This window comes from Streptomyces luteolifulvus, from assembly GCF_008806595.1.
Taxonomy (GTDB): Bacteria; Actinomycetota; Actinomycetes; order Streptomycetales; family Streptomycetaceae; genus Streptomyces; species Streptomyces luteolifulvus.
On sequence record NZ_VZRB01000008.1, the window covers coordinates 75,020 to 101,378 of the forward strand.

The window sequence follows — 26,359 nt, forward strand, 5'->3', positions numbered from 1 at the left end:
CCTCTCACTCGGTCCCCTCTGGTCAGCTCGCGTCGTCCGGCTCCTCGAACGTAGCGGAGCCGCGGAGGAAGCGGCTTCCGTAGAACCACGTATCCGGTTACGTATTCCGTGGTCCGGCGCCCAGGCCCAGGCGCGTCACCAGGCCGGCCAGGGCGGAGCGGGACGGCACCGACGCCTTGCGGTAGATCGAGGACAGATGGGTCTCGACCGTGCGCCGGCTGAGGTGCAGCCGGGCGGCGATGTCCTGGTTGCTCATCCCCTCCGCGACCAGCCCTGCCACCTCCAGTTCGCGCGCCGTCAGTTCCGCCAGCTCGGCCGGAGGCGCCGGTGTCTCCGCCATCACCTGAGGGCGGATCAACTCGGCCAGGTCCACCAGCAGTCGTGCGCCGCCGCCGACGGCTGTGCGGTGGGCGCGATGCCACATCGCGGCGGCGCGCGCGCCCTGCCCGGCACGCTGCGCCAACGGCGCCGCCCGCAGCAGGGAGTACGCCTCCCACAGGGTCTGGCCGCAGCGCGCGTATTCCCGTGCCGCCACGTCGAGAAGCCGTACCGCCTCGACGGTGTCGCCGCGGTGCTCGGCCAGTGTGGCCTCGGCACGCAGGGCGGCCGCCTGCTGACCGCCGAGGCCGATCCGCACCGCCTCGCGCGCCGCCTGTGCGGCCCAGCGTCCGGCCTGGGCCACGTCACCGGCGGAGAGCGCCGCGGCAGCGAGGGTGTCCAGCTGGCCCGGCCGGATCGACGGTTGCAGCAGGGGCAGTCCGGGGCCCCCGCCCGCTGTGAGAATCGCCTCCTGGGCGCCGTGCGGGTCCCCGCTCACGAAGGTCGCGTGCCCGAGCATGCACCAGGCCAGGGCGGCCCACCAGCCCTTGCTGCCGCCGGCCGCCGCGACGGCCTCCTCACCGGTGGCCAGGGCGCTGCCGTCGCCCAGCGGGCGGATCAGCAGCAGCACCAGCGTCTTGATGGCGAGGGCGAAGGCCAGCAGGTCACTGCTCCCCGCGGCCCGGGCGATGGACTCCGCCTCCTCGGCCGCCTCCAGCGCCGAGGGCAGACGGCAGGTGCCGACGTGGATGAAGGCCCTGCTCGTCAGCAGATGCGGCAGGACATGGAGCCGGCCGGTGCGGCGGGCGATGCCGAGTCCGCGGGTGATGTGCCGTTCGGCGTCGCCGTAGCGCTCCAGCAGCGCTTCCGCCCAGGCCAGCCAGACCAGCGACTCGCACACCTGAGCGAGGTCCGGATCCGTCAGCGCGTCCGTGAGCGAGCAGGCGGCGTCGGCGAACCGGACCGCCGCATCCGTCTCCCCCTCGTAGGCCTCTCCCAGGGCCGCCAGTGCCAGAGCCGCCGCCTCGCTCGCGGCGTCGCCGTCGCAGCGCGCGACGGCGACGGCCTCCGCGACCTGATCACGCACCTCGGGATAGGACGCGGTCAGCAGCGCCGACATGCCGAGGGCGAGCCGCAGCGAGACCGCCTGGGCTGGGGACGGGCCCGGAACGCGGGACAGTTCCCGGCGCAGCAGGGCCGCGGCCTCCGGGGAGTGGCCGAGATGCCGCTCCATCACGGCGCACTGGGCGACGGCCTCCGTCCGCAGTTCGGGATGGTCCTTGCCCGACACCTCGATCAGGGTGTGCAGCAGGTCCCGGCTCTCCCGGAGGTTCCCGCTGACCCCGAGGGCACGGGCGCGCGCCAGCACGAGTTCGCCGCGCCGCCTGACCTCGCGGGGAGTGTCCGGCATATGGGTCAGGACGACGTCCAGCAGATGGGCGGCGGTTGCCGGCGCCGTCTGCGCGAACTGCGCGGCGGCCTCGCTCAGCACGGCCGCGGCCTCCGGATCCCAGCCGGTCAGCGACCGTTCGACATGGTGGGCGCGCTCGGTGGCGGGAGCACCGCCACGGGCGAGTTCCCGCGCGGCGCGTCGATGGACCTCGGCCCGCCGCTCCGGCGCGGTGTTCTCGTAGACCAGTGCCCGCAGCAGCGGATGCCGGAGCATCCACCGGCCGCCCGGCCGGGAACGCAGCACGTCCCGCGCCACCATGGCGCCGGTCCGGTCCGCCACGTCCTGCACCGACTGCCCGGTCGCGGCGGACAGCATGGCGGTCGTGGCATGGTCGCCGAGGGCGGCCACCGCTTCGACGACATGGCGCTGCGGCCCGGTCAGCGTGGTCAACTCGTCGAGCAGCAGTGCCGCGAGCCCGGCGGGCACACCGACCGACCACGTGGCGCCGGTATGGACCGTGCAGTCCCGCAGCGGCGCGCCGTCCCGGTACGCGTGCACCAGCGAAAGCAGATACAGGGGGTTGCCCTCGCTGGCGGCGTACAACCGCTTGGCCTCGTCCTCGGGCAGGTCCGCGGCCAGCGCCCGGATCGACTCCTGCTCGGGCAGCGGTTCCAGATCGAGGTGGAGCACGGCTCCCATGTCGGCACCGCGGGTCAGCGCCGCGGTCAGGGATGTCGGTGTCTGCCGGGACCGCCGGGCCACGACCAGCAGCACGCGGCCGCGCACCGGATGCCGGACCAGATGGTCCACGAGCTCCCGTGACGCGGGATCGGCCCAGTGCAGATCGTCGAGGGCCAGCACCAGACCGCGCTCTCCCAGGTGGGCGAGGAACCCGGCGATCGCACGCTGCAGTTCGAAGCGGGCGACGCCTCCCGGCGCATGCCAGACACCGTGCAGCACGGAGCCCGCTTCGGTGAGGGCGGGCTCCGCGGCCGAGGCGCCGGGATCGGCATCGGCGAACGCGTCGGTGAACACCTGGAAGGGCACATGCCGTTCGTACTCGGTGGCGCGGCCGCGCAGCACGGTGAACCCGGCCCGGCGGGCCCGCGCGCACACCTCGCCGAGCAACCGGCTCTTCCCGATGCCGGGTTCACCGGAGATGTCGACGACCGCCGGCGCCTCGGGCCGCCCCAGCTCGGCGAGCAGCGTCTCGAGCCGCCCGAGTTCTGCTGTTCTGCCCACCAGTTGTGTCACGCTCGCATCCCCCCACCGGCGATTCGCCTGCCTGCGTCGTTCTTCGTCCCCACAGCCAACCCTAAGGTCGGGTACCGACACTCGGACTCGTGCCACCGGCGTGGGGATCCTCACGGCAGGCGGTTGTGTCCGCCGGAGAACCGCAGGCGCCGCCGTGCGCGTCTCAGACGGAACGGCGGCGCGAGAACACCATCGGCAGGGGACGACCTGTACGTCGCGCGGCAGCCCCGGGCCGGAGCAGGTCACCCGGAGGGCGGAGACGTCCGCTGCTCCCCGAACGCGCCCAGGATGCGTTCCGCGGCCAGTGTGGCCGTCAGCTCGCCCGCCCTGACCTGCTGCTCCAGGACGGGGGCGAGGGAGCGGACCGCGGGGTCGGCGTGCAGCCGGTCCAGCAGTTCGTCGCGGACCATGGCCCAGGCCCAGTCGACCTGCTGGTCGCTGCGCCGGGCGGCGAGGCGCCCGGTGGAGTCCAGCAGTGTGCGGTGCTGTTCCAGCCGCTCCCAGACGATGTCGAGGCCGGCCGACTCCCGGGCGCTGCAACTGAGCACGGGCGGCGTCCAGAACGCGTCCTTGCCGTGCATCAGCCTGAGCGCGCCCGCCAACTCCCGTGCGGCGGCACGCGCGTCGCGTTCGTGCGGGCCGTCCGCCTTGTTGACGGCGATCACGTCGGCCAGCTCCAGGACGCCCTTCTTGATGCCCTGCAACTGGTCGCCGGTACGGGCCAGGGTCAGCAGGAGGAAGGAGTCGACCATGTTCGCGACGGTCGTCTCGGACTGGCCGACGCCGACCGTCTCGACCAGCACCACGTCGTACCCCGCCGCCTCCATGACCACCATCGACTCCCGGGTGGCCTTGGCGACCCCGCCGAGCGTGCCGGCGGAGGGGGAGGGCCGTACGAAGGCCGCCGGGTCCACGGCCAGACGCTCCATACGGGTCTTGTCGCCCAGGATCGACCCGCCGGTCCGGGTGGAGGACGGGTCGACGGCGAGCACGGCGACCCGGTGCCCCAGCGAGGTGAGCATGGTCCCGAACGCGTCGATGAACGTCGACTTGCCGACCCCCGGCACCCCGCTGATCCCGATCCGCCGCGCCCGCCCGCCGTGCGGCAGCAGCTCGGTGAGCAACTCCTGGGCCAGCGCCCGGTGCTGGGGCCGGGTGGACTCGACGAGCGTGATCGCGCGCGCGATGACCGCACGCTTCCCGTCGAGTACGCCCTTCACATACGCGTCGACATCGATCACAGGTCGTGCCCGAGGTCCGCCCCCAGCCGCGCCACCAGGTCGCGCGCGGCGTCCGGGATCACCGTGCCGGGCGGGAAGACGGCCGTCGCGCCCATCTCCAGCAGCGTCGGCACGTCCTGCGGCGGGATCACCCCGCCCACCACGATCATGATGTCCTCGCGGCCCTCCTCGGCGAGCTGCTCACGCAGCGCCGGGACGAGCGCGAGATGCCCGGCGGCCAGCGACGAGACCCCGACGATGTGCACGTCCGCCTCGACGGCCTGACGGGCCACCTCTGCCGGAGTCTGGAACAGCGGGCCGACGTCCACGTCGAAGCCGAGGTCGGCGAAGGCGGTGGCGATCACCTTCTGGCCGCGGTCATGGCCGTCCTGGCCCATCTTGGCGACCAGGATGCGCGGGCGCCGGCCCTCCGCCTCGGCGAACGCGTCGACGACGGCGCGGGTGCGGTCCACGGACGGCGACTCACCTGCTTCGTTGCGGTACACACCGGAGATCGTACGGATCTGGCTCGCATGCCGCCCGTACACCTTCTCCAGGGCGTACGAGATCTCCCCGACCGTCGCCTTCGCACGGGCCGCCCGCACCGCGAGCTCGAGCAGGTTGCCCTCGCCGCCGGCCGCCCGGGTCAGCGCGTCCAGCGCGTCCTGGCAGGCGGTCTCGTCCCGCTCCGCGCGCAGCCGCCGCAGCTTCTCGATCTGCTGGGCGCGCACCGAGGAGTTGTCGACCTTGAGCACGTCGATCTGCTCGTCGTTCTCCACGCGGTACTTGTTCACGCCGATCACCGGCTGGCGACCGGAGTCGATGCGGGCCTGCGTCCGGGCCGCCGCCTCCTCCACGCGCAGCTTCGGGATGCCCGCGTCGATGGCCTGCGCCATTCCGCCGGCGGCCTCGACCTCCTGGATGTGCTGCCAGGCCCGGCGGGCGAGGTCGTACGTCAGCTTCTCCACGTACGCGCTGCCGCCCCACGGGTCGATCACCCGGGTGGTGCCGGACTCCTGCTGGATCAGCAGCTGGGTGTTGCGGGCGATGCGCGCCGAGAAGTCGGTGGGCAGCGCCAGCGCCTCGTCGAGGGCGTTGGTGTGCAGGGACTGGGTGTGGCCCTGGGTGGCCGCCATGGCCTCCACGCACGTGCGCGTGACGTTGTTGAAGACGTCCTGCGCCGTCAGCGACCAGCCCGAGGTCTGCGAATGGGTGCGCAGGGACAGCGACTTGGTGTTCTTCGGGTCGAACTGCTTCACCAGCTTCGCCCACAGCAGCCGGGCCGCGCGCAGCTTGGCGATCTCCATGAAGAAGTTCATGCCGATCGCCCAGAAGAACGACAGCCGGGGTGCGAACGCGTCCACGTCCAGGCCCGCTTCACGGCCCGCCCGGATGTACTCCACACCGTCCGCGAGCGTGTACGCCAGCTCCAGGTCGGCCGTCGCTCCCGCCTCCTGGATGTGATAGCCGGAGATGGAGATGGAGTTGTAGCGGGGCATCCGCTGGGAGGTGAAGGCGAAGATGTCGGAGATGATCCGCATCGACGGCTTCGGCGGATAGATGTAGGTGTTGCGGACCATGAACTCCTTGAGGATGTCGTTCTGGATGGTCCCGGCCAGCTTCTCGGGCGGTACGCCCTGTTCCTCCGCCGCCACGATGTAGAGCGCCAGCACCGGCAGCACGGCACCGTTCATCGTCATCGACACGGTCATCCGGTCGAGCGGGATGCCGTCGAAGAGCTGCCGCATGTCGTAGATCGAGTCGATCGCCACGCCCGCCATGCCGACATCGCCGGTCACCCGCGGATGGTCGCTGTCGTAGCCGCGGTGCGTGGGCAGGTCGAAGGCGACCGACAGGCCCTTCTGGCCGGCCGCCAGGTTGCGGCGGTAGAAGGCGTTGGACTCCTCGGCCGTGGAGAAGCCCGCGTACTGGCGGATCGTCCAGGGCTGGTTGACGTACATCGTCGGGTAGGGGCCGCGCAGATACGGGGTGATGCCCGGGTAGGTGCCCAGGAAGTCCAGGCCCTCCAGGTCCTGTCCGGTGTACAGCGGCCGGACCGTGATGCCTTCCGGGGTCTCCCAGAGGAGATCGTCGCCGTCGGCGGCCTTCTTGACGGCCGCACGCCAGTCGTCCTGGTTGCCGTCGGCCGTCGGCGTGCCGAGTTCGATCCCGGAGAAGTCGGGGATGGACATCAGGACACTCCCATGCGGTCGAGGGCGGCGGACAGCACGGCGACGGCGTCACAGCCCGCGAAGACGTACGAGTCGACTCCGGCGTAGGACCCGGGACGGCCCGCGAGGAACACCTGCTCGGCACCCGCCGCCCGCAGCGTCTCGGCGACGGCTTCGGCCTGCTCCCCGTACAGCGTGTCACTGGAGCACAGGCACACGTCCCGTGCCCCGCTCTCCTCGAACGTGCCCTCGGTGACGGGCTCGATGCCGCCCGCCTGGAACAGGTTCGAGGCGAAGGTGAGGCGCGCGGTGTGCGCGGCGGCCGGGCCGAGGGCGGCCAGGAAGATGCGTGGCCGGGACCCGGTCGCGGCGAGGTGGGCGTCGGAGCGGGCGCGCAGGGCCTCGAAGGCGTCGTCGATCCGCACGCGCGGCAGCCCTCCGGAGGCCTGCTCGGGTGCGGGCTCGCGGACGACCGGCTTCTCCGCCAGGTCCGGGAACTCGCTGACCCCGGTGACCGGTTCCTTCCGCCTGGCGAGCTTCGCGCTGCGCGCGGCCCAGGTCCCGGCCAGCCGGGAGCGGACCGTCCCGTCGCGCAGTGCGGCCGCCTGTCCGCCCGCCTGCTCGATCGTCCGGAAGAACTCCCAGCCCGCGTGGGCGAGTTCATCGGTGAGCCGCTCGACGTACCAGGAACCGCCCGCCGGATCGATCACCCGGGACAGATGCGATTCCTCGATCAGGATGGTGGAGGTGTTGCGGGCGATACGGCGGGCGAACGCGTTGGGCAGGCCGAGCGCGTCGTCGAAGGGCAGCACGGTGACGGAGTCGGCCCCGCCCACCCCCGCGGCGAGCGCCGCGACCGTCGTGCGCAGCATGTTCACCCACGGGTCGCGGCGCGCCATCATCACCGGCGAGGTCACCGCGTGCTGCTTCTGCGCGCCCGCGGCGGCCGCCCCGCACACCTCGGCCACGCGTGCCCACAGCCGGCGCGCCGCCCGCAGCTTGGCGATGGTCAGGAACTGGTCGTCGGTGGCCGCGTACCGGAACTCCAGCTGCGCACAGGCCTGTTCGACGCTCAGGCCCGCCGCGGTCAGCTCACGCAGGTACGCCACACCCGTCGCCAGGGAGCAGCCCAGCTCCTGCGCGGCCGAACCACCCGCCTCGTGGTACGGCAGCGCGTCCACGGTCAGCGCCCGCAGGCCCGGGTAGCGGTCGGCGCACAGCCGCGCCAGCTCGGCCACGGGAGCGAAGTCGAACGTCCGGCCGGTGCGGGCCTCGTGCCCCAGCGGGTCGGCGCCCAGATTGCCGCGCGCCGCCTCGTCGGCGACACCCCGCTCCTTGTAGAGCCTGAGCAGCCGCCGCGCGGCCCGGTCGGCCTCGTCGCCCGGATCGAGCATGACGGGCGCCAGATCCAGGAGGACCCCGTCGAGGACGCGGTCGAGCTCGGGGACCGGGATGCCGGTGGACTCGCCCACGGCCAGCCAGAGGGAGGTGACGCCGTTCTCGAGGTCGGTGAGGACCGCGCCCGGGTCCGCCACGGTGTGCCGCTGGCGTACGTCCCAGCCGCCGACCGTGTTCCCCTCGGCGCGGCCCCCTCGCACATAGGGGGCGAAGCCGGGCAGACCGGGCTCGGGTGCGGTGTCGTCCGCGGTGTACAGGGGGCGGGCGCGAAGCCCGTCCTCCAGCGCGGTGGACAGGGCGTCCTCCGCCTCGTCGCGCGAGACCTCCTTGCCGGACTTGCGCAGGACACCCGCCACCAGGTGCTGCCACTGCTCATGTGTCGCGTCAGGGAACTCGGCGGCCAGGGAGAGCCCGTCGTCAGGCAGGACCGTCATACTCGGATGCTAGGGCAGGACGGCAGATGAGCAGCAGAGGATCCGATTGTGACCTTGTTCTCCCCGGAATTGTGACGTGGATCGCTGATGCCCGCCGGGGTGACGCGTGGGGGGCAGGGCCCGGGGTGCGTGGGAGCGCCCCGGGCCCTGCCGTTCGTCCGGCTCGTCCGGGTCGGGACACGGACAGTTCACACCATCCGGGTCAGGACGAGGACAGCTCACCACGCACGGTACGGGCCGCGGCGACCAGGTTCTCCAGGGCGGCGCGGGTCTCGGGCCAGCCGCGGGTCTTCAGCCCGCAGTCCGGATTGACCCACAGCCGCTCGGCCGGGATGGCGGCGAGGCCGGTGCGCAGCAGTCCGGCCGCCTCCTGCGCACTGGGCACGCGCGGTGAGTGGATGTCGTACACGCCGGGCCCGGCCTCGCGCGGGTAGCCGTGCGCGGCGAGCTCATGGGCGACCTGCATATGGGAGCGGGCGGCTTCCAGGCTGATGACGTCCGCGTCGAGGTCGTCGATGGCCCGGACGATGTCACCGAACTCGGCGTAGCACATGTGCGTGTGGATCTGGGTGTCCGGCCGGACACCGCTGGTGGTGATCCTGAACGCCTCCGTCGCCCACGCCAGATACTCCGGGCGGTCGCCGGTGCGCAGCGGCAGCGTCTCCCGCAGCGCGGGCTCGTCGACCTGGACGACCGACGTCCCGGCCGCCTCCAGATCCCCGACCTCGTCGCGCAGGGCGAGGGCGACCTGACGGGCGGTGTCGGCGAGGGGCTGGTCGTCGCGCACGAACGACCAGGCGAGCATGGTGACCGGACCGGTGAGCATGCCCTTGACCGGGCGGACGGTGAGGGACTGGGCATACGTCGTCCAGCGCACCGTCATCGGCTCGGGGCGGGAGATGTCGCCGGCGAGGATCGGCGGGCGGACATAGCGCGTGCCGTAGGACTGCACCCAGCCGTGCTGCGTGGCGAGGCAGCCGACGAGCTGTTCGGCGAAGTACTGGACCATGTCGTTGCGTTCGGCCTCGCCGTGCACGAGCACGTCCAGTCCGGTCTTCTCCTGGAAGGAGATCACCTCCTGGATCTCGGCCCTGATGCGCTCCTCGTAGCCGGCCGTGTCGATCCGCCCGGCTCGCAGATCGGCGCGGGCGGTGCGCAGTTCGCCGGTCTGCGGGAAGGAGCCGATGGTCGTGGTCGGCAGCAGCGGCAGGCCGAGGGCGGCGCGCTGGGCGGCGGCCCGTTCGCCGTACGGCTGTGCGCGGCGCGCGTCCGCCGCGGTGACCGCGCCGGTGCGGGCGCGGACGGCCGGGTCGCGGGTGATGGGCGAGTTCGCGCGGGAGGCGAGGACGGCGCGGTTCGCGGCCAGTTCTCCGGCGATCGCGTCGGTGCCGCTGGTCAGGCCCTTGGCGAGGGTGACGATCTCCGCGGTCTTCTGCCGGGCGAAGGCGAGCCAGCGCAGGATCAGCGGATCGATGTCCCGCTCGGCCGCCGTGTCCAGGGGGACGTGCAGCAGGGAGCAGGAGGCGGCCACGTCGACCCGGTCGGCCAGCCCGAGCAGGGTGCCGAGCGTGGCGAGCGACGCCGACAGATCGTCGGCCCAGATGTTGCGGCCGTTGACGACCCCGGCGACCAGCCGCTTGCCGGGCAGTCCACCGGCGGCGGCGAGCGCGTCCAGGTTGGCGGCGGCCCGCTCGGTGAAGTCCAGCGCGAGCCCGTCGACCGGGGCCTTGGCCAGGACCGGCAGGGCCTCGCCCAGACGGTCGAAGTAGGAGGCCACCAGCAGCTTCGGCCGGTCGGTGAGGGCGCCGAGAGCGCGGTAGGCACGCTGGGCGGCGTCGAGTTCGGCGGGGGTGCGGTCCTGGACGAGCGCGGGCTCGTCGAGCTGGACCCATGCGGCGCCGGCCGCGCGCAGATCCGCGAGCACCTCGGCGTACACCGGCAGCAGGCGGTCCAGGAGCGTGAGCGGTGCGAAGTCCGCGGGCACCCCGGGCGTGGGCTTGGCCAGCAGCAGGTAGGTGACGGGTCCGACCAGCACGGGGCGGGCCGTCAGACCGAGGGCGAGCGCCTCCTTGAGCTCGCCGGTCTGCTTGGCGGAGTCGGCGACGAACACGGTGTCCGGGCCCAACTCCGGCACCAGATAGTGGTAGTTGGTGTCGAACCACTTCGTCATCTCCAGCGGCGCGACGTCCTTCGTGCCGCGCGCCATGGCGAAGTAGCCGTCGAGCGGGTCGGCGGCGACGGCGTCCCGGTGGCGGGCGGGGATCGCGCCCACCATGACGGTGGTGTCCAGGACATGGTCGTAGTACGAGAAGTCGCCCGTCGGGACTTCGTCGACACCGGCGTCCGCCAGCTGCCGCCAGGCGGTCCGGCGCAGTCCGGCGGCGGTGGCGCGCAGGGCGTCGGCGGTGACCCGGCCCTTCCAGTAGCCCTCGATCGCCTTCTTCAGTTCCCGGCCCTGTCCCTGGCGGGGGTAGCCGTACACGGTGGCCCGTGCTGCCGCGGCTGCGGGCTTGGTGGTCACGGAGATCTCCTTCGCGAGATGAATCCCTGAGATCCCGGGGACGGGACGAGAACGCGAAGGGTGACGCACCGGACGCCGACGGCCTGCGGCCGTCCGTTCGGTGTGCGCCGACCCGCCCTCGAGGTCACCGGGATGTCCGCGCGCGAGTGCTTCGCACACGGGCAGATGGCAGGTCTTCGGACTCGCGGGCACGTCTCGCTCGTACGCAGTCGTACGTATGCGTACGAGACACCTACTGGCCGTCGCTTCCCAGACCCTCGCCGGGCCCAGTGCGTATGACGGCGGTCGTTCCCGCTCACCGCTGCGGGGCAGTCCCGGATTCCCACCGGGTTCCCTCTTACGACGCATCCCGCCTGGCGGACGGGGCGAACCAGCTGCACGGGCAGCCTACCGGTCCGCCGGGTGGTCGGTGCCGGTCTTTCGTGGTGTGCAGGGACTGCTGCTTCGGCAGGTCGCCCCAGTCCTGGCTGCGCGGCCCGGCGATGCGTGTCACGCTGGCGGTGTGCCCCACATTGAAGGCATATCAGGCCTATTCGAACAGGCGGGAGACCATGAGCGTTGAGCCAGTTCCCGAGGGCTATCCGCGCGTCACGCCGTACCTCTGCGTCGACGGAGCCGCGTCCGCCATCGACTTCTACATCGCCGTCCTCGGTGCGACGGAGCGCATGAGGATGCCGGCACCCGGCGGCAAGATCGGCCATGCCGAACTGCAGATCGGCAACTCGGTTGTCATGATCGCGGACGAGTTCCCGGAGATGGGAATGAGCGGGCCGAAGACGGTGGGCGGTACGCCGGTGACCCTTTATGTGTACGTCGAGGACGCCGACGCGGTCCACTCCCAGGCCCTGGCCCTGGGCGCCTTGGAGCTGGAGCCGGTGAAGAACCAGTTCTACGGCGACCGCTCCGGAGGGTTCGAGGACCCCTTCGGTCACCGGTGGAACGTCGCGACCCATGTGGAGGACGTCCCGCCGGAGGAGCTGAAGAGACGGGCCAAGGAAATGATGGAGGCCGGACACGGCGACGGCTGAGTGTGCCGCAGCATCCGTCCAATGGCGGACATATCGTGAAGGAAGCAGAAAAACTGGAGATCGTATCCATCGATGCGTCTGAACAGAGTCACGACTTCGAGGATCACGACACGTGAAGAACACGATCGCCAGTTCGAGAAGGAAGACCATCGGTGCCGCAGCGCTCTTCCTCGCCGCGGCACTTCCACTGAGCGCCTGCGGGGGGAGCGCGGGCGCCGAATCCCAGCAGCAGGATCTGTCCGGCACCGTGAAGGTCGACGGCTCCAGCACCGTGGCTCCGCTGACCACCGCGGCCGCGGAGTTCTACGCCGAGGAAGAACCCGAGGTGCGGGTGACCGTCGGTACGTCCGGCACCGGCGGCGGATTCGAGAAGTTCTGCAACGGTGAGACCGACATCTCCGACGCCTCCCGCCCGATCGAGGACGACGAGAAGTCGGCCTGCCGGAAGAACGGCGTCACCTACGGCGCCCTGACCGTCGCCAACGACGCCCTGACCGTCGTCGTCAACAAGGACGCCGACTGGGTCGACTGCCTGACCACCGCGCAGCTGAAGAAGATCTGGGAACCCGGCTCCACCGTCGACAACTGGAACCAGGTCGACGCCCAGTTTCCCGACGAGTCGCTCAAGCTGTTCGGCCCCGGCACCGACTCGGGCACCTTCGACTACTTCACCGAGGAGATCAACGGCGAGGAGGGCGCCTCCCGCACCGACTACAGCCCCAGCGAGGACGACAACGTCATCGTGCAGGGCGTCGCCGGCTCCCCCGGTGGCATGGGCTACTTCGGCTACACCTACTTCGAGGAGAACCAGGACGAGCTCAAGGCGCTGCAGATCAACAGCGGCAAGGGCTGTGTGGCGCCGGGCGCCAAGACCGCGCAGGACGGCACCTACACGCCGCTCTCGCGCCCGCTGTTCATCTATCCCTCCAAGGAGGCCCTCGGCCGGGACGAAGTGCTGGACTTCGTGCAGTACTACGTCGACAACAACGCCGACATCGCCAAGGACGCCCGGTTCATCCCGCTCAGCAGCCGGCAGGCTCAGCAGCTCACGTCCGACTTCGATCAGCTGAAGCCCTAGCCATGACCGCTCCGGCCGCCAAGCCTGCCGCAGGAACCGGCTCCCGGTCCCTGCGGCAGGCGCACCCGCGCTATGCGGAGCAACTCGTCAAGGCCCTGCTGATGATCGCCGCCCTGGTGTCGGTGGCCACCACCATCGGCATCGTGATCGCGCTGATCCCACCCACCGTCGACTTCTTCCAACGGGTCGGCGTCTGGGAGTTCCTGTCCGGCACGGTCTGGACCGCGCTGTTCGCCGAACCCGAGTACGGCGTGCTGCCGCTGCTCGCCGCGACACTGCTCATCACGGGGATCGCGGTGGCCGTCGCGATCCCCGTCGGGCTGGGCGCGGCGATCTATCTGAGCGAGTACGCCCATCCACGCACCCGCAAGCTGCTCAAGCCCACCCTCGAAGTCCTTGCGGGCATCCCCACCGTGGTCTACGGATTCTTCGCGCTCGCCTTCGTCACCCCGCGGCTCCAGGACTGGTGGCCCTTCGGCGGTGACGGCCCCGAGATCAAGAACGCCCTCTCGGCCGGTCTGGTCATGGGCGTGATGATCGTGCCGACCATCGCCTCGCTCGCCGAGGACGCCATGGCCGCCGTACCGCGTTCGCTGCGCGACGGGGCGTACGCGCTGGGCTCGGGCCGTCGCACGGTTGCGGTGCGGGTGGTCGTCCCGGCCGCCCTGTCCGGGATCGTCGCCGCCTTCGTCCTCGGCATCTCCCGGGCGATCGGTGAGACGATGATCGTGCTCATCGCTGCGGGCGCCAGGCCTGATCTGTCCTGGAACCCGCTGCACGAGATGCAGACCATGACCGCGTTCATCGCGGGTGCCGCCTCCGGCGACGTCTCCACGGCCTCCTTCGAGTACAAGACCATCTTCGCCGTCGGCGCGTACCTGTTCGTGCTCACCTTCGTGATGAACGTGATCAGCATCCGGCTCGTGCGCAAGTACCGCGAGGTCTACGAATGAGCACGGAACGCGAAGCGATCGCCGAGGCCCCTGCGAGCACCAGCGGACTTGCGGGCCCGCGCTTCCGCCCCGGGGAGAGCGCCTTCCGCTGGATGCTCTTCGCCTGTCTGGCCATCGGCATCGTGTTCCTCGGCGTCCTGCTGACCTACGTCCTGGTCGAGGCCTGGCCGCGGCTGGACTCCCGGCTGTGGACCAACTTCCCCTCGATCCGCCGCCCGGAGCGTGCCGGTGCCCAGTCGGCGATCTCCGGGACGATCTGGGTGATCGCCTTCACCGGACTGTTCTGCCTGCCCGTCGGCATCATGGCGGCGATCTATCTGGAGGAGTACGCCGATCCGGACCGCTGGTACAACCGGCTGATCGAACTCAACATCCAGAACCTCGCTGCCGTACCCTCGATTATCTACGGCATTCTCGGTCTCGGGCTTCTGGCCCGCCAACTCGGCCTCGGAACCACCGTGCTGACCGCCTCGCTCACCCTCTCCCTGCTCGTGCTTCCCGTGGTGATCATCGCCTCACGGGAGGCCATCAGGGCCGTACCGCAGTCCATCCGCCAGGCATCCCTGGCGCTGGGGGCCACCCAGTGGCAGACCATCAGGCGCCAGGTGCTGCCCGCCGCCGTCCCGGGCATCGCCACCGGCTCGATCCTCGCCCTGTCCCGTGCCATCGGCGAGGCCGCGCCCGTCATCCTGCTGGGCGCGGTGACCTATGTGGCCTTCAACCCCGAGGGGCTCGACAGCGCGTACACCGTGCTTCCCGTGCAGATCTACGGCTGGATCAGCCAGTCCCGCGAAGAGTTCCACCACCTCGCCGCGGCGGCCATCGTGATCCTGCTCGTCCTGCTCCTGCTGATGAACGCCGCAGCGATCTGGCTCCGCAACCGCTACAGCAAGCGCTGGTGATCCCATGACCCCCGATCGTGACCGCAGCCCCGAGCCCGCTCCGGAAGCCGCCGCAATCGACCTGCCCGAGCCGCCCGCCGGCGCCGAGGAGCAGGAGGGCCGGTCGATGTCGCTGTTCAGCCGCCGGCCCGGGCGGCCCGAGGCGTCCCTCGACGATCCTGTCTTCCACCTCTCCGACCTCGACGTCTGGTACGGCGACCACCAGGCCGTGCGCGACGTCACGATGACCATCGGCCGCCGCCAGATCACCGCGATGATCGGCCCGTCCGGCTGTGGAAAGTCCACCGTGATCCGCTGTCTGAACCGGATGAACGACCTGATCCCCGGGGCTCGGGTGGTCGGCAAGGTGTCCTATCACGGGGAGAACCTCTACGACCCCGAGGTCGACCCCATCGAGGTGCGCCGCCGTATCGGCATGGTCTTCCAGAAACCCAACCCGTTCCCCAAGTCCGTCTACGACAACGTCGCCTACGGGCCCCGGGTCAACGGCATGAAGGGAAAGCTCGACGACATCGTCGAAGAGGCGCTGACCGGCGCCGCCCTGTGGGACGAGGTGAAGGACAACCTCAAGGGCAGCGCGCTGGCCCTCTCCGGCGGCCAGCAGCAGCGGCTGTGCATCGCCCGGGCCATCGCCGTCCGGCCCGAGGTGGTCCTGATGGACGAGCCGTGCTCCGCCCTCGACCCGATCGCCACCGCCAAGATCGAGGACCTCATGGCCGGGCTGGCCTCCGAGTTCACGATCGTCATCGTCACCCACAACATGCAGCAGGCGGCACGGATCTCGGACTACACCGCCTTCTTCACCTCCGACATCGATCCCGCCGGGGTGCGGCACGGGCGGCTCGTCGAGTACGACGCCACGGAGAAGATCTTCGAGAACCCGGTCGACCAGCGGACCGAGGACTACATCACCGGCCGCTTCGGTTGAGCCCGGCGTGAGCGGCGGACGGGGCCCGTAGTGGCGAAGGTCACGCGGGCAGGCCAAGGCCGGTGCGTAGGCTGGTCCCCGTCGTCGTGCCGCAAGGCCCCAGGGACCGGGCACCCGACTCGTCATTGGGTAAGGAACAGCCCTTGACCTGCAAACGCGGGCAGGGAGCCTAGGTCCGGGAGTACCTTCATGCTGCGCACCATGTTCAAGTCCAAGATCCACCGAGCCACGGTCACCCAGGCCGACCTGCACTATGTGGGATCGGTGACCATCGACGCGGATCTGCTCGACGCCGCCGATCTGCTGCCCGGTGAGCTCGTCCACATCGTCGACATCACCAACGGGTCCCGTCTGGAGACGTACGTCATCGAGGGCGAGCGCGGCTCGGGCGTCATCGGTATCAACGGGGCTGCCGCCCACCTGGTCCACCCCGGAGACCTGGTGATCATCATCAGCTACGCCCAGGTGAGCGACGCCGAGGCGCGGGCGCTGCGGCCCCGGGTCGTGCACGTGGACCGCGACAACCGGATCGTGGCCCTCGGGGCCGACCCGTCCGAGCCGGTGCCGGGGTCGGACCAGGAGCGCAGCCCGCAGGCGGTAGGGGTCTGACCCGGGCTTTCCGGACGATCGGACGATCATCGGAGCAGGAGCGTACCCATGAGCGACACGGAGATCCGCGACGACCGGGCGGCCGGCCGTCTGGAGGCGATCGGCGGCGGCGAAGTCCTCGGCCACATCGAGTACTTCGTCCTCGCATCACCCGAGCGTGCGCTCGTGCCCGTCCACACCATCGTCGAGCCGGCACACGAGGGGAAGGGCATCGCGGGGTCGCTGGCGCGCGAGCTGTACCGGACGGCGCAGCGCGAGGGGAAGGTCGTCGCCCCGCTGTGCCCGTACGTGATCAAGTGGGCGGAACGCCACCCCGAGGAGGCTCCTCAGGCCGACCCGGAGCTGCAGCGGGCGGCAAAGGCGTGGCTGGTTTCGCACCCCGGCCGGTTCTGACGGGGGTCATGCGGGGGAGTGAGTGCCGGGGCCGCCGTCGGGTAGGCGGGGAGTAGTCCAGAGCCGATGTCGCCCGACTGGCTGGAGGACGCCATGCCGAACCCGTACCCCGACCCGATCCCACCGGGCCCGGACCCCACCCCGGGTCCCACACCGGGCCCGGACCCCCAGCCGCACCCGGTCCCCACCCCGGAACCACCCCCGGCCCCGGGCCCGACCCCACTCCCACCCCCACCACCCCCCAGCCCGGGCCCCCGCCCCACCCCCGAACCTTCCCCGTCCCCGATCCCCCCGGGCCCGGAACCGGTCCCGAACCCGGAACCTGGACCGCCGCTGACGTGAGGGGCGGGAGACGCATGGCGTGAGCCCTGCAGGCCTCGGCCATGTGGACAGCAGAGGGGCAGCCGCCGGTCACTCGTCTCGTCCGCCTTTGAAGCTGTGCCGGGCGTTCTACGGCGTGTCGCTGGGCGGGGCCCGCCGGTCCCGGATGACCCCGTCCGTCGGGGTCTAAAAAGCCGGGGCGGGCCGCCAGTCACCTGGCGACCCGCCCCTACGGTTCGGCAGCGCCCTGAAGGGGCGCGGGGAACTGCGCGACCAGCCACGATGGCGCCGCAGACGGCCGACGACGCATCGCGGCATTCCAGCGGAGCGCTTAGGCCGACACCTCCGAGCGGTCGCCGCCCCACAGGGTGTGGAACGAGCCGTCGCGGTCCGTGCGGCGGTAGGTGTGGGCGCCGAAGAAGTCGCGCTGGCCCTGGGTCAGGGCGGCGGGGAGGCGTTCCGCGCGCAGGGCGTCGTAGTAGGCGAGGGCCGCGGCGAAGCCCGGGGTCGGGACACCCTGGCGGGTGGCGGCGACGAGGACCTCGCGCCAGTCGTCCTGGGCGGCCGCGATCTCCTGCGCGAACGTGTCGTCGGACAGCAGGCTCGGCAGGTCCGCCCGGGTGTCGTACGCGGCGCGGATGCGGTCGAGGAACGCGGCGCGGATGATGCAGCCGCCCCGCCAGATCGAGGCGACGGCGCCGAGGTCGATGTCCCAGCCGTACTCCTCGCTGCCCGCCGCGATCTTGTGGAAGCCCTGGGTGTACGACACGATCTTCGAGGCGTACAGCGCCTGTTCCACCCGGTCGGCGAAGGCGCCCGCCTCCGACTCGTCGAGCGGCGCGGCCTTCGGTCCGGCAAGGCCCCGTGAGGCCTCCCGCAGCGCCGCGTGACCGGACAGCGAGCGGGCGAAGACCGCCTCCGCGATGCCCGACACCGGCACGCCGAGGTCGAGGGCGATCTGGACGGTCCAGCGGCCCGTGCCCTTCTGCTCCGCCTGGTCCACCACCACGTCCACGAACGGCTTGCCGGTCGCCGCGTCCACGTGCGACAGCACCTCGGCGGTGATCTCGATCAGGTAGGAGTCCAGCCGTCCCCGGTTCCAGGTGCGGAAGATCTCCGCGATCTGCGCGGGGGAGTACCCGGCCACATCGCGCAGCAGCTGGTACGCCTCACCGATCAGCTGCATGTCCGCGTACTCGATGCCGTTGTGCACCATCTTCACGAAATGCCCGGCGCCGTCCGGACCCACGTGTGTCACACAGGGCGCCCCGTCCGCCGCCTTCGCCGAGATCTTCTCCAGCATCGGGCCGAGAGAGTCGTACGACTCCTTCGGCCCGCCCGGCATGATGCTCGGCCCGTGCAGCGCACCCTCCTCGCCGCCGGAGACGCCCATGCCGACGAAGTGGATGCCCTGCTCACGCAGTTCGCGCTCGCGGCGCCGGGTGTCCGCGAAGTGCGCGTTGCCACCGTCGATGATCATGTCGCCGGGTTCGAGGAGCGGGGCGAACTCCTCGATCACCGCATCCGTGGGGTCACCGGCCTTCACCATGATGACCAGGCGCCGCGGCCGCTCCAGCGCCGCGACGAAGTCCTTGGCCGTCTCGGCCGCGATGAAGTCGCCCTCGTTCCCGAACTCCTCGACCAGCGCGTGCGTGCGCGACGCCGTCCGGTTGTGCACCGCGACCGTATAGCCGTTGCGTGCGAAGTTTCGGGCGAGGTTGCGGCCCATGACCGCGAGGCCCGTGACGCCGATCTGGGCTGAAGTGCTCATACGGTTTGGCTCCTAAGGATCCAGGAAATCGTGGTGCCGGTCGTGCCCGCCAGTATTGCCCCTCGACCATCCTGACGTGCCGGTACTCCGGTCGCACATCCGGGGTGTCCGATGATGCGTACGCTTGCCTCCGCAGATACGCACGCGAGGCCCCGCCCGCCTCAGCCGTTTCGCAACCGGGGTGCATTCCTGGTCACTTGAGATACGGGGCGGCCGAATTTCCGCCTTGTCATGGCCTGTTCGGCACGCTTACTTTTGGCCCTCCTGACGCTTGTCGAGGGGGCTCTTCATGGCCGTACGCGGCCGGCACCGCCGGTATCAGCCGAACAGGATCAACCGCGCCTCACTCACCGTCACGGCGGGCGGCGCCGGGATGGCGATCCCGCTCATCGGCACCGGCGCGGCCCACGCGGCCGACGCGGACACCTGGAACAAGGTCGCCGCGTGCGAGTCGAGCGGCAACTGGAGCATCAACACCGGCAACGGCTACTACGGCGGACTCCAGTTCACCCGGTCCACCTGGGAGGCGTACGGCGGCACGCGGTACGCGCCCCGTGCGGACCTGGCCACCAGGGACCAGCAGATCGCGGTGGCCGAGAAGGTACTGGACGGGCAGGGTCCGGGCGCCTGGCCGGTGTGCTCGGTGCGGGCGGGGCTCAGTCGCGGCGGCGGCACCCAGGACATCCACCCCGCCGGCACGGGCGACGGGACCGTCAACGAGCAGAGGACGCGCAGGACCTCCGTCGAGGACGTACAGCCGCAGACGACACCGCAGTCCCGGGCCGGGACGGCCGAGATGTACACGGTGGTCCGCGGCGACACGCTCTCCGGCATCGCCGACGCGGAGCACGTGAGGGGCGGCTGGCAGCGGCTGTACCAGGCCAACCGCAAGATCATCGGCGCGGACCCCGACCTGATCCTGCCGGGACAGCGGCTGAATCTGCGGGCCAAGGCCACGACGACCGACGCGACCACCGACACGTCAACGACGACTCAGTCCTCCTCCAAGTCGTCCAAGAAGAGGGAGTCCTCGGACAGCGACCGGCCGGCCGGCACGAGCCACTCGATGGTCGCCCCGGTGAGCGCCGCGACGGGCACGCAGTACCACGCGGCGGGCTCCTCCTGGTCGAAGGGCTACCACACCGGAGTCGACTTCCCCGTGCCCACCGGCACGTCCGTGAAGGCGGTTGCCGCCGGCCGGGTCGTGAGCGCGGGCTGGGGCGGTTCCTTCGGCTACCAGGTCGTGATCCGGCACGCCGACGGCCGCTACTCCCAGTACGCGCACCTGTCGGCGATCTCGGTGAAGGCAGGCCAGTCGGTGGGCGGCGGCCAGCGCATCGGCCGCTCGGGGTCCACGGGCAACAGCACAGGCCCTCATCTGCACTTCGAGGTGCGGACGGGGCCCGGCTTCGGCACGGACATCGACCCGGTCGCGTATCTCCGGTCCGGTGGCGTCAGGATTTGACCCGCATACGGTGCCGGTCCATGACCGGCATCGGGATGTACACGCCGCCGAAGTAGGGGCCGTAGAGGTACGTGGGTTCTACAGCGGCGTCGGCCACCGCCGCCTCTTCCTCGTACTGACTCTCCGGGACCGGTGCAGACGCCTGGGCCGGGACGAGGACCTCGTCCCGCGCGGTGGTGGGGCGCTCGGCCAGCCGGACGAGGAGTTCCTCGGCGGGCACGAGGTCGGCGGTGAAGCGCCGCAGCGGCTCCGGGTCGGCGCCCAAGCCCGGCAGCGGTTCCGGCTCGGACATGAGGCTGAGGACCGGCTCCGGCTCGGCGACCACAGCAGGCTCGGCATGAGGCCGGACCGGCTCTCCGGTCGTGCGGGCCAGCCGCTCCGTGGTCAGCAGGATCAGGCCGCCCGCCGCCACCACACCGCAGCTCAGGGCCAGCGCCGTGCCCGTGGTGCCGTAGCGGAACGTCTCGCCGAACATCGTGATGCCGACCGCGGCCGCCACCACCGGGTTCACGACCGTGAGCGTGGCCAGCGGGGCCGCGAGCCCGGCGCCCCGGTAGGCGGCCTGCGACAGCAGCAGTCCCGCCGTGGCCAGCACGCCGATCGCGGCCAGGGACGGCAGGTCGGTCGCCGACGGACCGCCGGTCCAGTCGACGGCGACCGTCTTGGTGAACACCGAGGACATGCCGAAGGCTATGCCGGCCGCGGTGGCGAGCAGCATGCTGCGCACCGCCGGGTGCCGGTGCGCCGCCCGGCCCGCGATCATCAGGGCGACGACCGCGGCGGCGGTGACCAGGCCGGCGGCTATGCGCTGGGTGGTGCCGAGCGTCTGCGCGTCGGACGCGCCGACCAGGGAGAGCAGACCGGCGAGACCGACCGTCGCCATGATCGCGCCCCGCCACGCGGTCGCCCCGGCCTTGCGGCCCACGAACAGCGCCGCCATGGGCAGGGCGAACACGATGGTCAGCGCGCCGAGCGGCTGGACCAGGCTCAGCGGGCCGTAGGCCAGCGCCACGACGTGCAGCAGTCCGCCGAGGCCGTTCAGCGCGACCGCGGCCCACCAGACCGGGCGGCGCAGCGGTGCGTACTGCTTGCCCGGCGAGGACACCGCGACGTGCTCCTGCACGATCGCTCCGCCGGCGTAGGCGATGGCGGACACGAGCGACAGCAGCACGGACAACGCGAGGGCGCTCATCCATGGCTCCTCTGCGCGAGGCCGGGGCGCTGGGCCCGGCGCGGCGAACGGTCGGCATCCATAACCAACAGCTTGCCGCTGAAAAGTCTTCCCGTCGTCGTCCCTGAGCAGGCAATGAGTCCTACTGCCGATGGAGTAGGACCGGGCCGCCGTCATCCCCAGGGTGGGTGACGCAAGGGGGAGGGCCCCTACTGGGTTCCCCCATCCGCCCTGGTACTACTGCTTCTCGTGGACCTCGACCCCGGACTTGCGGCGCTGAGGCCGCTCGGCGGCTTCTTCCTCCTACGCACGGCAGGAGTGCCCCGCCCGTCGCTGCCGACGCTGGCGCGAGCATACGAAGGCGGGTCATCGGATGTTTACGGAGATGTCCTGAATTTCCGTGTGCACAAGGTCGCGGACACGCTGCGCGCCCCCGAGGTGCGGATCGCCGCGTCCGTGGCCCACCAGGGGCTCGCGGCCCGGCTGTGGTCCGTGGCGCTCGGCTGCGCCGCCCTGTACGGCCGGATCCCCGACCTCGACGCGCGGCTGCTGCACTGGGACCCCGACGGCAGCGCCCCCGACGACCTGTGGCTGTCCGAGGTACGCCCGCTGCCCGGGGACACCGCGACCGTCGTGGACGCCGTCCTGCGCGGCCACCTCGAACCCCTGACCGCGGCCCTGCGCGCCCGCCACCGCCTCGCGCGGGGCCTGCTGTGGGGCAACGCGGCCTCCGCGCTGGCGGGTGCCGCCCGGCAACTGGACCGGTGGGCCCAGGCGAACGGGCGTACGGAAGCCGCCGCCCGGACCCGGTCCCTGACCGCGGACCTCCTCGCCCACCCCCTCCTGGCCGGCACCGGTACCCTCACCGGCACCGCCTTCCGACGTCGCAGCTGCTGTCTCTACTACCAGGTGCCCGGCGGGGGAATCTGCGGTGACTGTTGCTTCACAAGGCCCCCACGCTCTTCCCCGCGCGGCCCATCTGGGTGACCATGAAGGAACCAGCCGCTGCGACAGGGGGTTCCGGGTGAGAGTGGGACTGCTGACCCGGGAGTATCCGCCCGACGTGTACGGCGGCGCGGGCGTCCACGTCGAGTTCCTCGCCCGCGAGTTGAGGTCCCTCGTCGACCTGGACGTGCACTGCTGGGGCGAGGGCCGCACCGACGGCGTGCTGCGCCACCGGCCCTGGTCGGCGCTCGACACCGCCAACGACGCGCTGCGCACCTTCTCCGTGGACCTCGCCATGACCGCCGCCGTCGAGGGCCGCGAGCTCGTCCACTCGCACACCTGGTACGCCAATCTGGCCGGCCACCTCGGCAAGCTCCTGTACGGCATCCCGCATGTGATGACCGCACACTCCCTGGAGCCCCTGCGCCCCTGGAAGGCCGAGCAACTCGGCGGCGGATACGCCCTGTCGGGCTGGGCCGAACGCATCGCGATCGAGGCCGCCGACGCGGTGGTCGCCGTGTCCGGAGCCATGCGCGAGGACATCCTGAACTGCTACCCGGTGCTCGACCCGGCCAAGGTCCATGTCGTGCACAACGGCATCGACACCGGCCTGTACCGGCCCGACCCCGGCACCGACGTCCTGAACCGGATCGGCCTCGACCCGGACCGTCCGTACATCCTGTTCGTCGGCCGCATCACCCGCCAGAAGGGCGTGCCCCACCTGCTGCGCGCGGTGCGGAACATCGACCCCGCGGCGCAGGTCGTGCTGTGCGCGGGCGCCCCGGACACACCCGAGATCGACCGGGAGTTCCGTGACCTGTTCCAGGAGCTGAGCCGCGTGCGGGCGGGCGTGCACTGGATCCCGCAGATGCTGCCGCGTCCGGAGGTGATCCAACTCCTCACACACGCCGCCGCCTTCGTCTGCCCCTCCGTCTACGAGCCCCTCGGCATCGTCAACCTGGAGGCGATGGCCTGCGGCACTCCGGTCGTGGCGTCCCGGGTGGGCGGGATCCCCGAGGTGGTGGACGACGGCAAGACCGGGGTACTCGTGCCCGTGGACGACGATTTCGAGACGGGGCTCGCGCAGGCGCTCGACTCCGTGCTCGGTGATCCCGATACCGCCCGGCGGATGGGCGAGGCCGGGCGGGAACGCGCGGTGGGCGAGTTCGGCTGGGACGCGGTCGCACGGCGTACGGTCCGGCTCTACGAGGAGATCCTCAAACAGGCGTAGGCGGCCCGGCACAAGGGCAGGCATGGGTCAACCAGGTGAGGGGAGCGGCCATGCGTCGTGGTGGTCCTTCGGTGCTCGGCATCGTACTGGCGGGCGGAGAGGGCAAACGCCTGATGCCCCTGACCGCGGACCGCGCCAAACCCGCGGTCACCTTCGGCGGCACCTACCGGCTCGTCGACTTCGTCCTGTCCAACCTCGTCAACGGCGACATCCTGCGCATCTGCGTGCTCACCCAGTACAAGTCGCACTCGCTGGACCGGCACATCACCACGACCTGGCGGATGTCCAGCCTGCTCGGCAACTACATCACCCCGGTGCCCGCCCAGCAGCGCCTCGGCCCGCGCTGGTACCTCGGCAGCGCGGACGCCATCCTGCAGTCCCTGAACCTGATCTACGACGAGCGGCCCGAATACGTCGCCGTCTTCGGCGCCGACCACGTCTACCGCATGGACCCGCGGCAGATGCTCGCCCAGCACATCGACAGCGGCGCGGGCGTGACGGTGGCCGGGATCCGCGTCCCGCGCGGCGAGTCCTCGTCGTTCGGAGTGATCAGTCCCGGCTCCGACGGCCAGACCGTGGAACGCTTCCTGGAGAAGCCGGCCGACCCGCCGGGCCTCCCCGACGACCCGGAGAGCGTCTTCGCCTCCATGGGCAACTACATCTTCACCACCAAGACCCTGATCGAGGCGCTCCAACGGGACGCCGAGGACGACGGCTCGGTGCACGACATGGGCGGCTCGATCCTGCCCCAGCTCACCGACCGCGGAGAGGCCCAGCTCTACGACTTCAGCGCCAACCACGTGCCCGGCGAGACCAGCCGCGACCAGGGCTACTGGCGCGACGTGGGCACCCTAGACGCGTACTACGACGCCCATATGGACCTGATCGCCGAGCGCCCCGCCTTCAACCTGTACAACCGCAGCTGGCCCATCTACACCCACTCCGGCCAGCTCTCCCCGGCCCGCTTCAACGCCGGCGGCATCGCCGGTGAGTCGATCATCAGCGCGGGCTGCCTCATCCGCGGACAGGTCACCCGCTCCGTGCTCTCCCCGGGCGTCGTGGTCGACCCCGGTGCGGTGGTCCAGGGCTCGGTGCTGCACGACAACGTCCACATCGGGCGGGGTGCGGTGGTGCGCGGTGCCGTGCTCGACAAGAACGTCGAAGTACCGCCGGGCGCGACGATCGGGGTCAATCCGGAGCGGGACGCGGAGCTGTACACGGTGTCCAAGGGCGGAGTCATCGCGCTGGGGAAGGGCCAGCTGGTGACCTGACGGTGACTGTGGTGCCCCTGAGGGCTTCTGAGGCCTCTGAGGCGGATGGTGCACCAGGCGGAGTCTTTAATCTGCCGTTAACTGTGCGTAGCCTGATCGTACTTGACCGTAATCACCTCGGGGCGATTGACTGCTTGCCCACCCGTCGTCGACGCGAGGCAAGCCTGTGACTTCTGACCTGCTCGCTCCCCTCGACCTGGCGTTCTGGAACATCGAGTCCGACCGGCACCCGATGCACCTGGCCGCGCTCGGTGTCTTCGCCGCGCACTCGCCCACCGCGGGCGCCCACGCGGCCGACCTGCTCGCCGCCCGGGCCGCCGCCGTGCCCGGACTGCGGATGCGGATCCGGGACGTGTGGCAGCCGCTCTCCTTCGGCAGCGCCACACGTGAGCCCGACCCCGGCTTCGACCCCATGAACCATGTCCGCCTGCACGCCCCCACAGCCGACTTCCAGGCCGTGGCCGGGCGGCTCATGGAGCGCTCGCTGGAGCGCGGGCGGCCGCCGTGGGAGGCCCATGTGCTGCCGGGGGAGGACGGTGTGTCCTTCGCCGTGCTCTTCAAGTTCCACCACGCCCTCGCCGACGGGCTGCGCGCACTCGGCCTGGCCGCCGCCGTCCTCGACCCCATGGACCTGCCCGCACGGCGCCCCCGGCGGGAGGAGCCACCGCACGGCCGCCTCCCGGACGTGCGCAAGCTGCCGGACTTGCTGCGCGGCGCGGTGTCCGACCTGGGACGGGCCCTCGACATCGGCGCCTCCCTCGCCGTGTCCGGCCTCGGTGTGCACTCCTCGCCCGCGCTGACCGCCGAGCCCAGCGGGACCCGCCGCACCGACGGGGTGGCCGTCGACCTCGACGATGTGCACCGGATCCGCAAGGCCGTCGGCGGCACCGTCAACGACGTACTGATCGCCGTCGTCGCGGGCGCCCTGCGCCGCTGGCTGGACGAACGCGGCGACGGCAGCGAGGGTGTGCGGCCCCGTGCGCTGATCCCCGTCTCCAAGCGGCGTCCGCGCACCGCCCACCCGCAGGGCAACCGGCTCTCCGGCTATGTGATACGGCTGCCGGTGAACGACCCCGACCCGCTGCGCCGCCTGCACAGCGTCCGCTCGGCCATGGACCGCAACAAGGACGCCGGCCCCAACCGGGGCGCCGGCGCCGTCGCGCTGCTCGCCGACCATGTCCCGGCGCTCGGCCACCGGCTCGGCGGGCCCCTGGCCGGCCAGGCCGCGCGGCTGTGGTTCGACATCCTTGTCACCAGCGTGCCGCTGCCCGGCCTCGGCCTGAAACTCGGCGGCAACCCGGTCACCGAGGTCTACCCGTTCGCCCCGCTGGCCCGCGGCCACTCCCTGGCGGTCGCGATCTCGACGTACCGCGGACACGTCCACTACGGGCTCGTCGCCGACGCCGAGGCCGTCCCGGACCTCGACCGCCTGGCCCGCGCCGTGTCCGAGGAGGTGGAGACACTGATCACCGCCTGCGCCCCCTGATCGCCCCGTCTTGCCGCCCGTGTTTGGCGGTGCGGCCCGGCGCTCCGTAAAATCCCCCGTTCGAAGGCGGTCGCGGTCGGAGCGCCGCGGGACATCAG

General features: G+C 71.4%; 19 protein-coding genes and 1 riboswitch. Of the genes, 12 read left to right on the forward strand and 7 right to left on the reverse strand.

The genetic code is table 11. The annotated features are described in order from the left end of the window. Nucleotides 1–97 precede the first annotated feature (97 nt). The 5 genes from F7R91_RS13970 to metE form a co-directional block, all read right to left on the reverse strand. Nucleotides 98–2,965 carry a helix-turn-helix transcriptional regulator gene (locus F7R91_RS13970; RefSeq protein WP_331000560.1) on the reverse strand — a complete coding sequence of 956 codons (2,868 nt, stop codon included), beginning with the start codon at nt 2,963–2,965 and terminating at the stop codon, nt 98–100. 242 nt (nt 2,966–3,207) lie between these two features. Further along, the gene (gene meaB, locus F7R91_RS13975; RefSeq protein WP_150948202.1) at nt 3,208–4,206 is read right to left on the reverse strand and encodes a methylmalonyl Co-A mutase-associated GTPase MeaB; all 999 of its coding nucleotides are present in this window, start codon (nt 4,204–4,206) and stop codon (nt 3,208–3,210) included. Then, nucleotides 4,203–6,377: a methylmalonyl-CoA mutase gene (gene scpA / locus F7R91_RS13980; RefSeq protein WP_150948204.1), complete on the reverse strand. Its 2,175-nt coding sequence runs from the start codon at nt 6,375–6,377 to the stop codon at nt 4,203–4,205. Before scpA ends, meaB begins: the two co-directional genes overlap by 4 nt. Beyond that, complete coding sequence (locus F7R91_RS13985; RefSeq protein ID WP_150948207.1) at nt 6,377–8,188, reverse strand: methylmalonyl-CoA mutase family protein; 1,812 nt, start codon at nt 8,186–8,188, stop codon at nt 6,377–6,379. Before F7R91_RS13985 ends, scpA begins: the two co-directional genes overlap by 1 nt. Before the next feature lie 202 nt (nt 8,189–8,390). After that, complete coding sequence (gene metE, locus F7R91_RS13990) at nt 8,391–10,709, reverse strand: 5-methyltetrahydropteroyltriglutamate--homocysteine S-methyltransferase (protein ID WP_150948212.1); 2,319 nt, start codon at nt 10,707–10,709, stop codon at nt 8,391–8,393. Between the two features lie 150 nt (nt 10,710–10,859). Further along, nucleotides 10,860–11,099: riboswitch (cobalamin riboswitch) on the reverse strand. 161 nt (nt 11,100–11,260) lie between these two features. Between metE and F7R91_RS13995 the strand changes: the two genes are divergently transcribed. The 7 genes from F7R91_RS13995 to F7R91_RS14025 all read left to right on the forward strand — a co-directional run bounded on the left by F7R91_RS13995 (nt 11,261) and on the right by F7R91_RS14025 (nt 16,600). Beyond that, entirely contained in the window at nt 11,261–11,737 is a 477-nt protein-coding gene (locus F7R91_RS13995) for a VOC family protein (protein ID WP_150948215.1), read from the forward strand. A 112-nt stretch (nt 11,738–11,849) separates the two neighbouring features. Next, the gene (locus F7R91_RS14000) at nt 11,850–12,815 is read left to right on the forward strand and encodes a PstS family phosphate ABC transporter substrate-binding protein (protein WP_225320643.1); all 966 of its coding nucleotides are present in this window, start codon (nt 11,850–11,852) and stop codon (nt 12,813–12,815) included. A gap of 2 nt (nt 12,816–12,817) precedes the next feature. Then, on the forward strand, nt 12,818–13,768 hold the full coding sequence (pstC, locus tag F7R91_RS14005; protein WP_150948218.1) for a phosphate ABC transporter permease subunit PstC: 951 nt from the start codon (nt 12,818–12,820) through the stop codon (nt 13,766–13,768). Beyond that, the gene (gene pstA, locus F7R91_RS14010; protein ID WP_150948222.1) at nt 13,765–14,670 is read left to right on the forward strand and encodes a phosphate ABC transporter permease PstA; all 906 of its coding nucleotides are present in this window, start codon (nt 13,765–13,767) and stop codon (nt 14,668–14,670) included. The genes pstC and pstA overlap by 4 nt, the downstream gene beginning before the upstream one ends. Before the next feature lie 106 nt (nt 14,671–14,776). Further along, on the forward strand, nt 14,777–15,598 hold the full coding sequence (gene pstB / locus F7R91_RS14015) for a phosphate ABC transporter ATP-binding protein PstB (RefSeq protein ID WP_150948811.1): 822 nt from the start codon (nt 14,777–14,779) through the stop codon (nt 15,596–15,598). Between the two features lie 189 nt (nt 15,599–15,787). Continuing rightward, nucleotides 15,788–16,207 (forward strand): aspartate 1-decarboxylase, encoded by a 420-nt coding sequence (panD, locus tag F7R91_RS14020; protein WP_150948225.1) that lies wholly within the window; start codon nt 15,788–15,790, stop codon nt 16,205–16,207. A gap of 48 nt (nt 16,208–16,255) precedes the next feature. Further along, entirely contained in the window at nt 16,256–16,600 is a 345-nt protein-coding gene (locus F7R91_RS14025; RefSeq protein ID WP_150948228.1) for a GNAT family N-acetyltransferase, read from the forward strand. 652 nt (nt 16,601–17,252) lie between these two features. Here F7R91_RS14025 and gndA read toward each other — a convergent pair. Further along, complete coding sequence (gene gndA, locus F7R91_RS14035) at nt 17,253–18,692, reverse strand: NADP-dependent phosphogluconate dehydrogenase (RefSeq protein WP_150948230.1); 1,440 nt, start codon at nt 18,690–18,692, stop codon at nt 17,253–17,255. Between the two features lie 289 nt (nt 18,693–18,981). On the opposite strand from gndA, the gene F7R91_RS14040 reads away from it, so the two are divergent. Next, a complete protein-coding gene (locus tag F7R91_RS14040; RefSeq protein WP_150948233.1) occupies nt 18,982–20,157 on the forward strand; it encodes a transglycosylase family protein in 1,176 nt (391 codons plus the stop codon). On the opposite strand, the gene F7R91_RS14045 is transcribed toward F7R91_RS14040, so the two are convergent. Continuing rightward, complete coding sequence (locus F7R91_RS14045) at nt 20,147–21,349, reverse strand: DMT family transporter (RefSeq protein ID WP_150948236.1); 1,203 nt, start codon at nt 21,347–21,349, stop codon at nt 20,147–20,149. The genes F7R91_RS14040 and F7R91_RS14045 overlap by 11 nt on opposite strands. A gap of 210 nt (nt 21,350–21,559) precedes the next feature. Between F7R91_RS14045 and F7R91_RS14055 the strand changes: the two genes are divergently transcribed. The 4 genes from F7R91_RS14055 to F7R91_RS14070 all read left to right on the forward strand — a co-directional run bounded on the left by F7R91_RS14055 (nt 21,560) and on the right by F7R91_RS14070 (nt 26,261). Then, nucleotides 21,560–22,315, forward strand: coding sequence for a (2Fe-2S)-binding protein (locus F7R91_RS14055; protein ID WP_150948242.1), 756 nt, complete (start codon nt 21,560–21,562; stop codon nt 22,313–22,315). Between the two features lie 37 nt (nt 22,316–22,352). Beyond that, nucleotides 22,353–23,504, forward strand: a complete 1,152-nt coding sequence (gene glgA / locus F7R91_RS14060; RefSeq protein ID WP_150948245.1) for a glycogen synthase — start codon at nt 22,353–22,355, stop codon at nt 23,502–23,504. A gap of 50 nt (nt 23,505–23,554) precedes the next feature. Further along, nucleotides 23,555–24,775, forward strand: coding sequence for a glucose-1-phosphate adenylyltransferase (glgC, locus tag F7R91_RS14065; protein WP_150948248.1), 1,221 nt, complete (start codon nt 23,555–23,557; stop codon nt 24,773–24,775). Between the two features lie 166 nt (nt 24,776–24,941). Next, complete coding sequence (locus F7R91_RS14070; RefSeq protein WP_150948251.1) at nt 24,942–26,261, forward strand: wax ester/triacylglycerol synthase family O-acyltransferase; 1,320 nt, start codon at nt 24,942–24,944, stop codon at nt 26,259–26,261. Nucleotides 26,262–26,359 lie beyond the last annotated feature (98 nt).

Coding starts and splice junctions, on each gene's coding strand:
- scpA (WP_150948204.1), bottom strand. CDS start 6,377: ATGTCCATCCCCGACTTCTCCGGGATCGAACTCGGCACGCCGACGGCC.
- F7R91_RS13985 (WP_150948207.1), bottom strand. CDS start 8,188: ATGACGGTCCTGCCTGACGACGGGCTCTCCCTGGCCGCCGAGTTCCCT.
- F7R91_RS13995 (WP_150948215.1), top strand. CDS start 11,261: ATGAGCGTTGAGCCAGTTCCCGAGGGCTATCCGCGCGTCACGCCGTAC.
- pstC (WP_150948218.1), top strand. CDS start 12,818: ATGACCGCTCCGGCCGCCAAGCCTGCCGCAGGAACCGGCTCCCGGTCC.
- pstA (WP_150948222.1), top strand. CDS start 13,765: ATGAGCACGGAACGCGAAGCGATCGCCGAGGCCCCTGCGAGCACCAGC.
- pstB (WP_150948811.1), top strand. CDS start 14,777: ATGTCGCTGTTCAGCCGCCGGCCCGGGCGGCCCGAGGCGTCCCTCGAC.
- panD (WP_150948225.1), top strand. CDS start 15,788: ATGCTGCGCACCATGTTCAAGTCCAAGATCCACCGAGCCACGGTCACC.
- F7R91_RS14025 (WP_150948228.1), top strand. CDS start 16,256: ATGAGCGACACGGAGATCCGCGACGACCGGGCGGCCGGCCGTCTGGAG.
- gndA (WP_150948230.1), bottom strand. CDS start 18,692: ATGAGCACTTCAGCCCAGATCGGCGTCACGGGCCTCGCGGTCATGGGC.
- F7R91_RS14040 (WP_150948233.1), top strand. CDS start 18,982: ATGGCCGTACGCGGCCGGCACCGCCGGTATCAGCCGAACAGGATCAAC.
- F7R91_RS14045 (WP_150948236.1), bottom strand. CDS start 21,349: ATGAGCGCCCTCGCGTTGTCCGTGCTGCTGTCGCTCGTGTCCGCCATC.
- glgC (WP_150948248.1), top strand. CDS start 23,555: ATGCGTCGTGGTGGTCCTTCGGTGCTCGGCATCGTACTGGCGGGCGGA.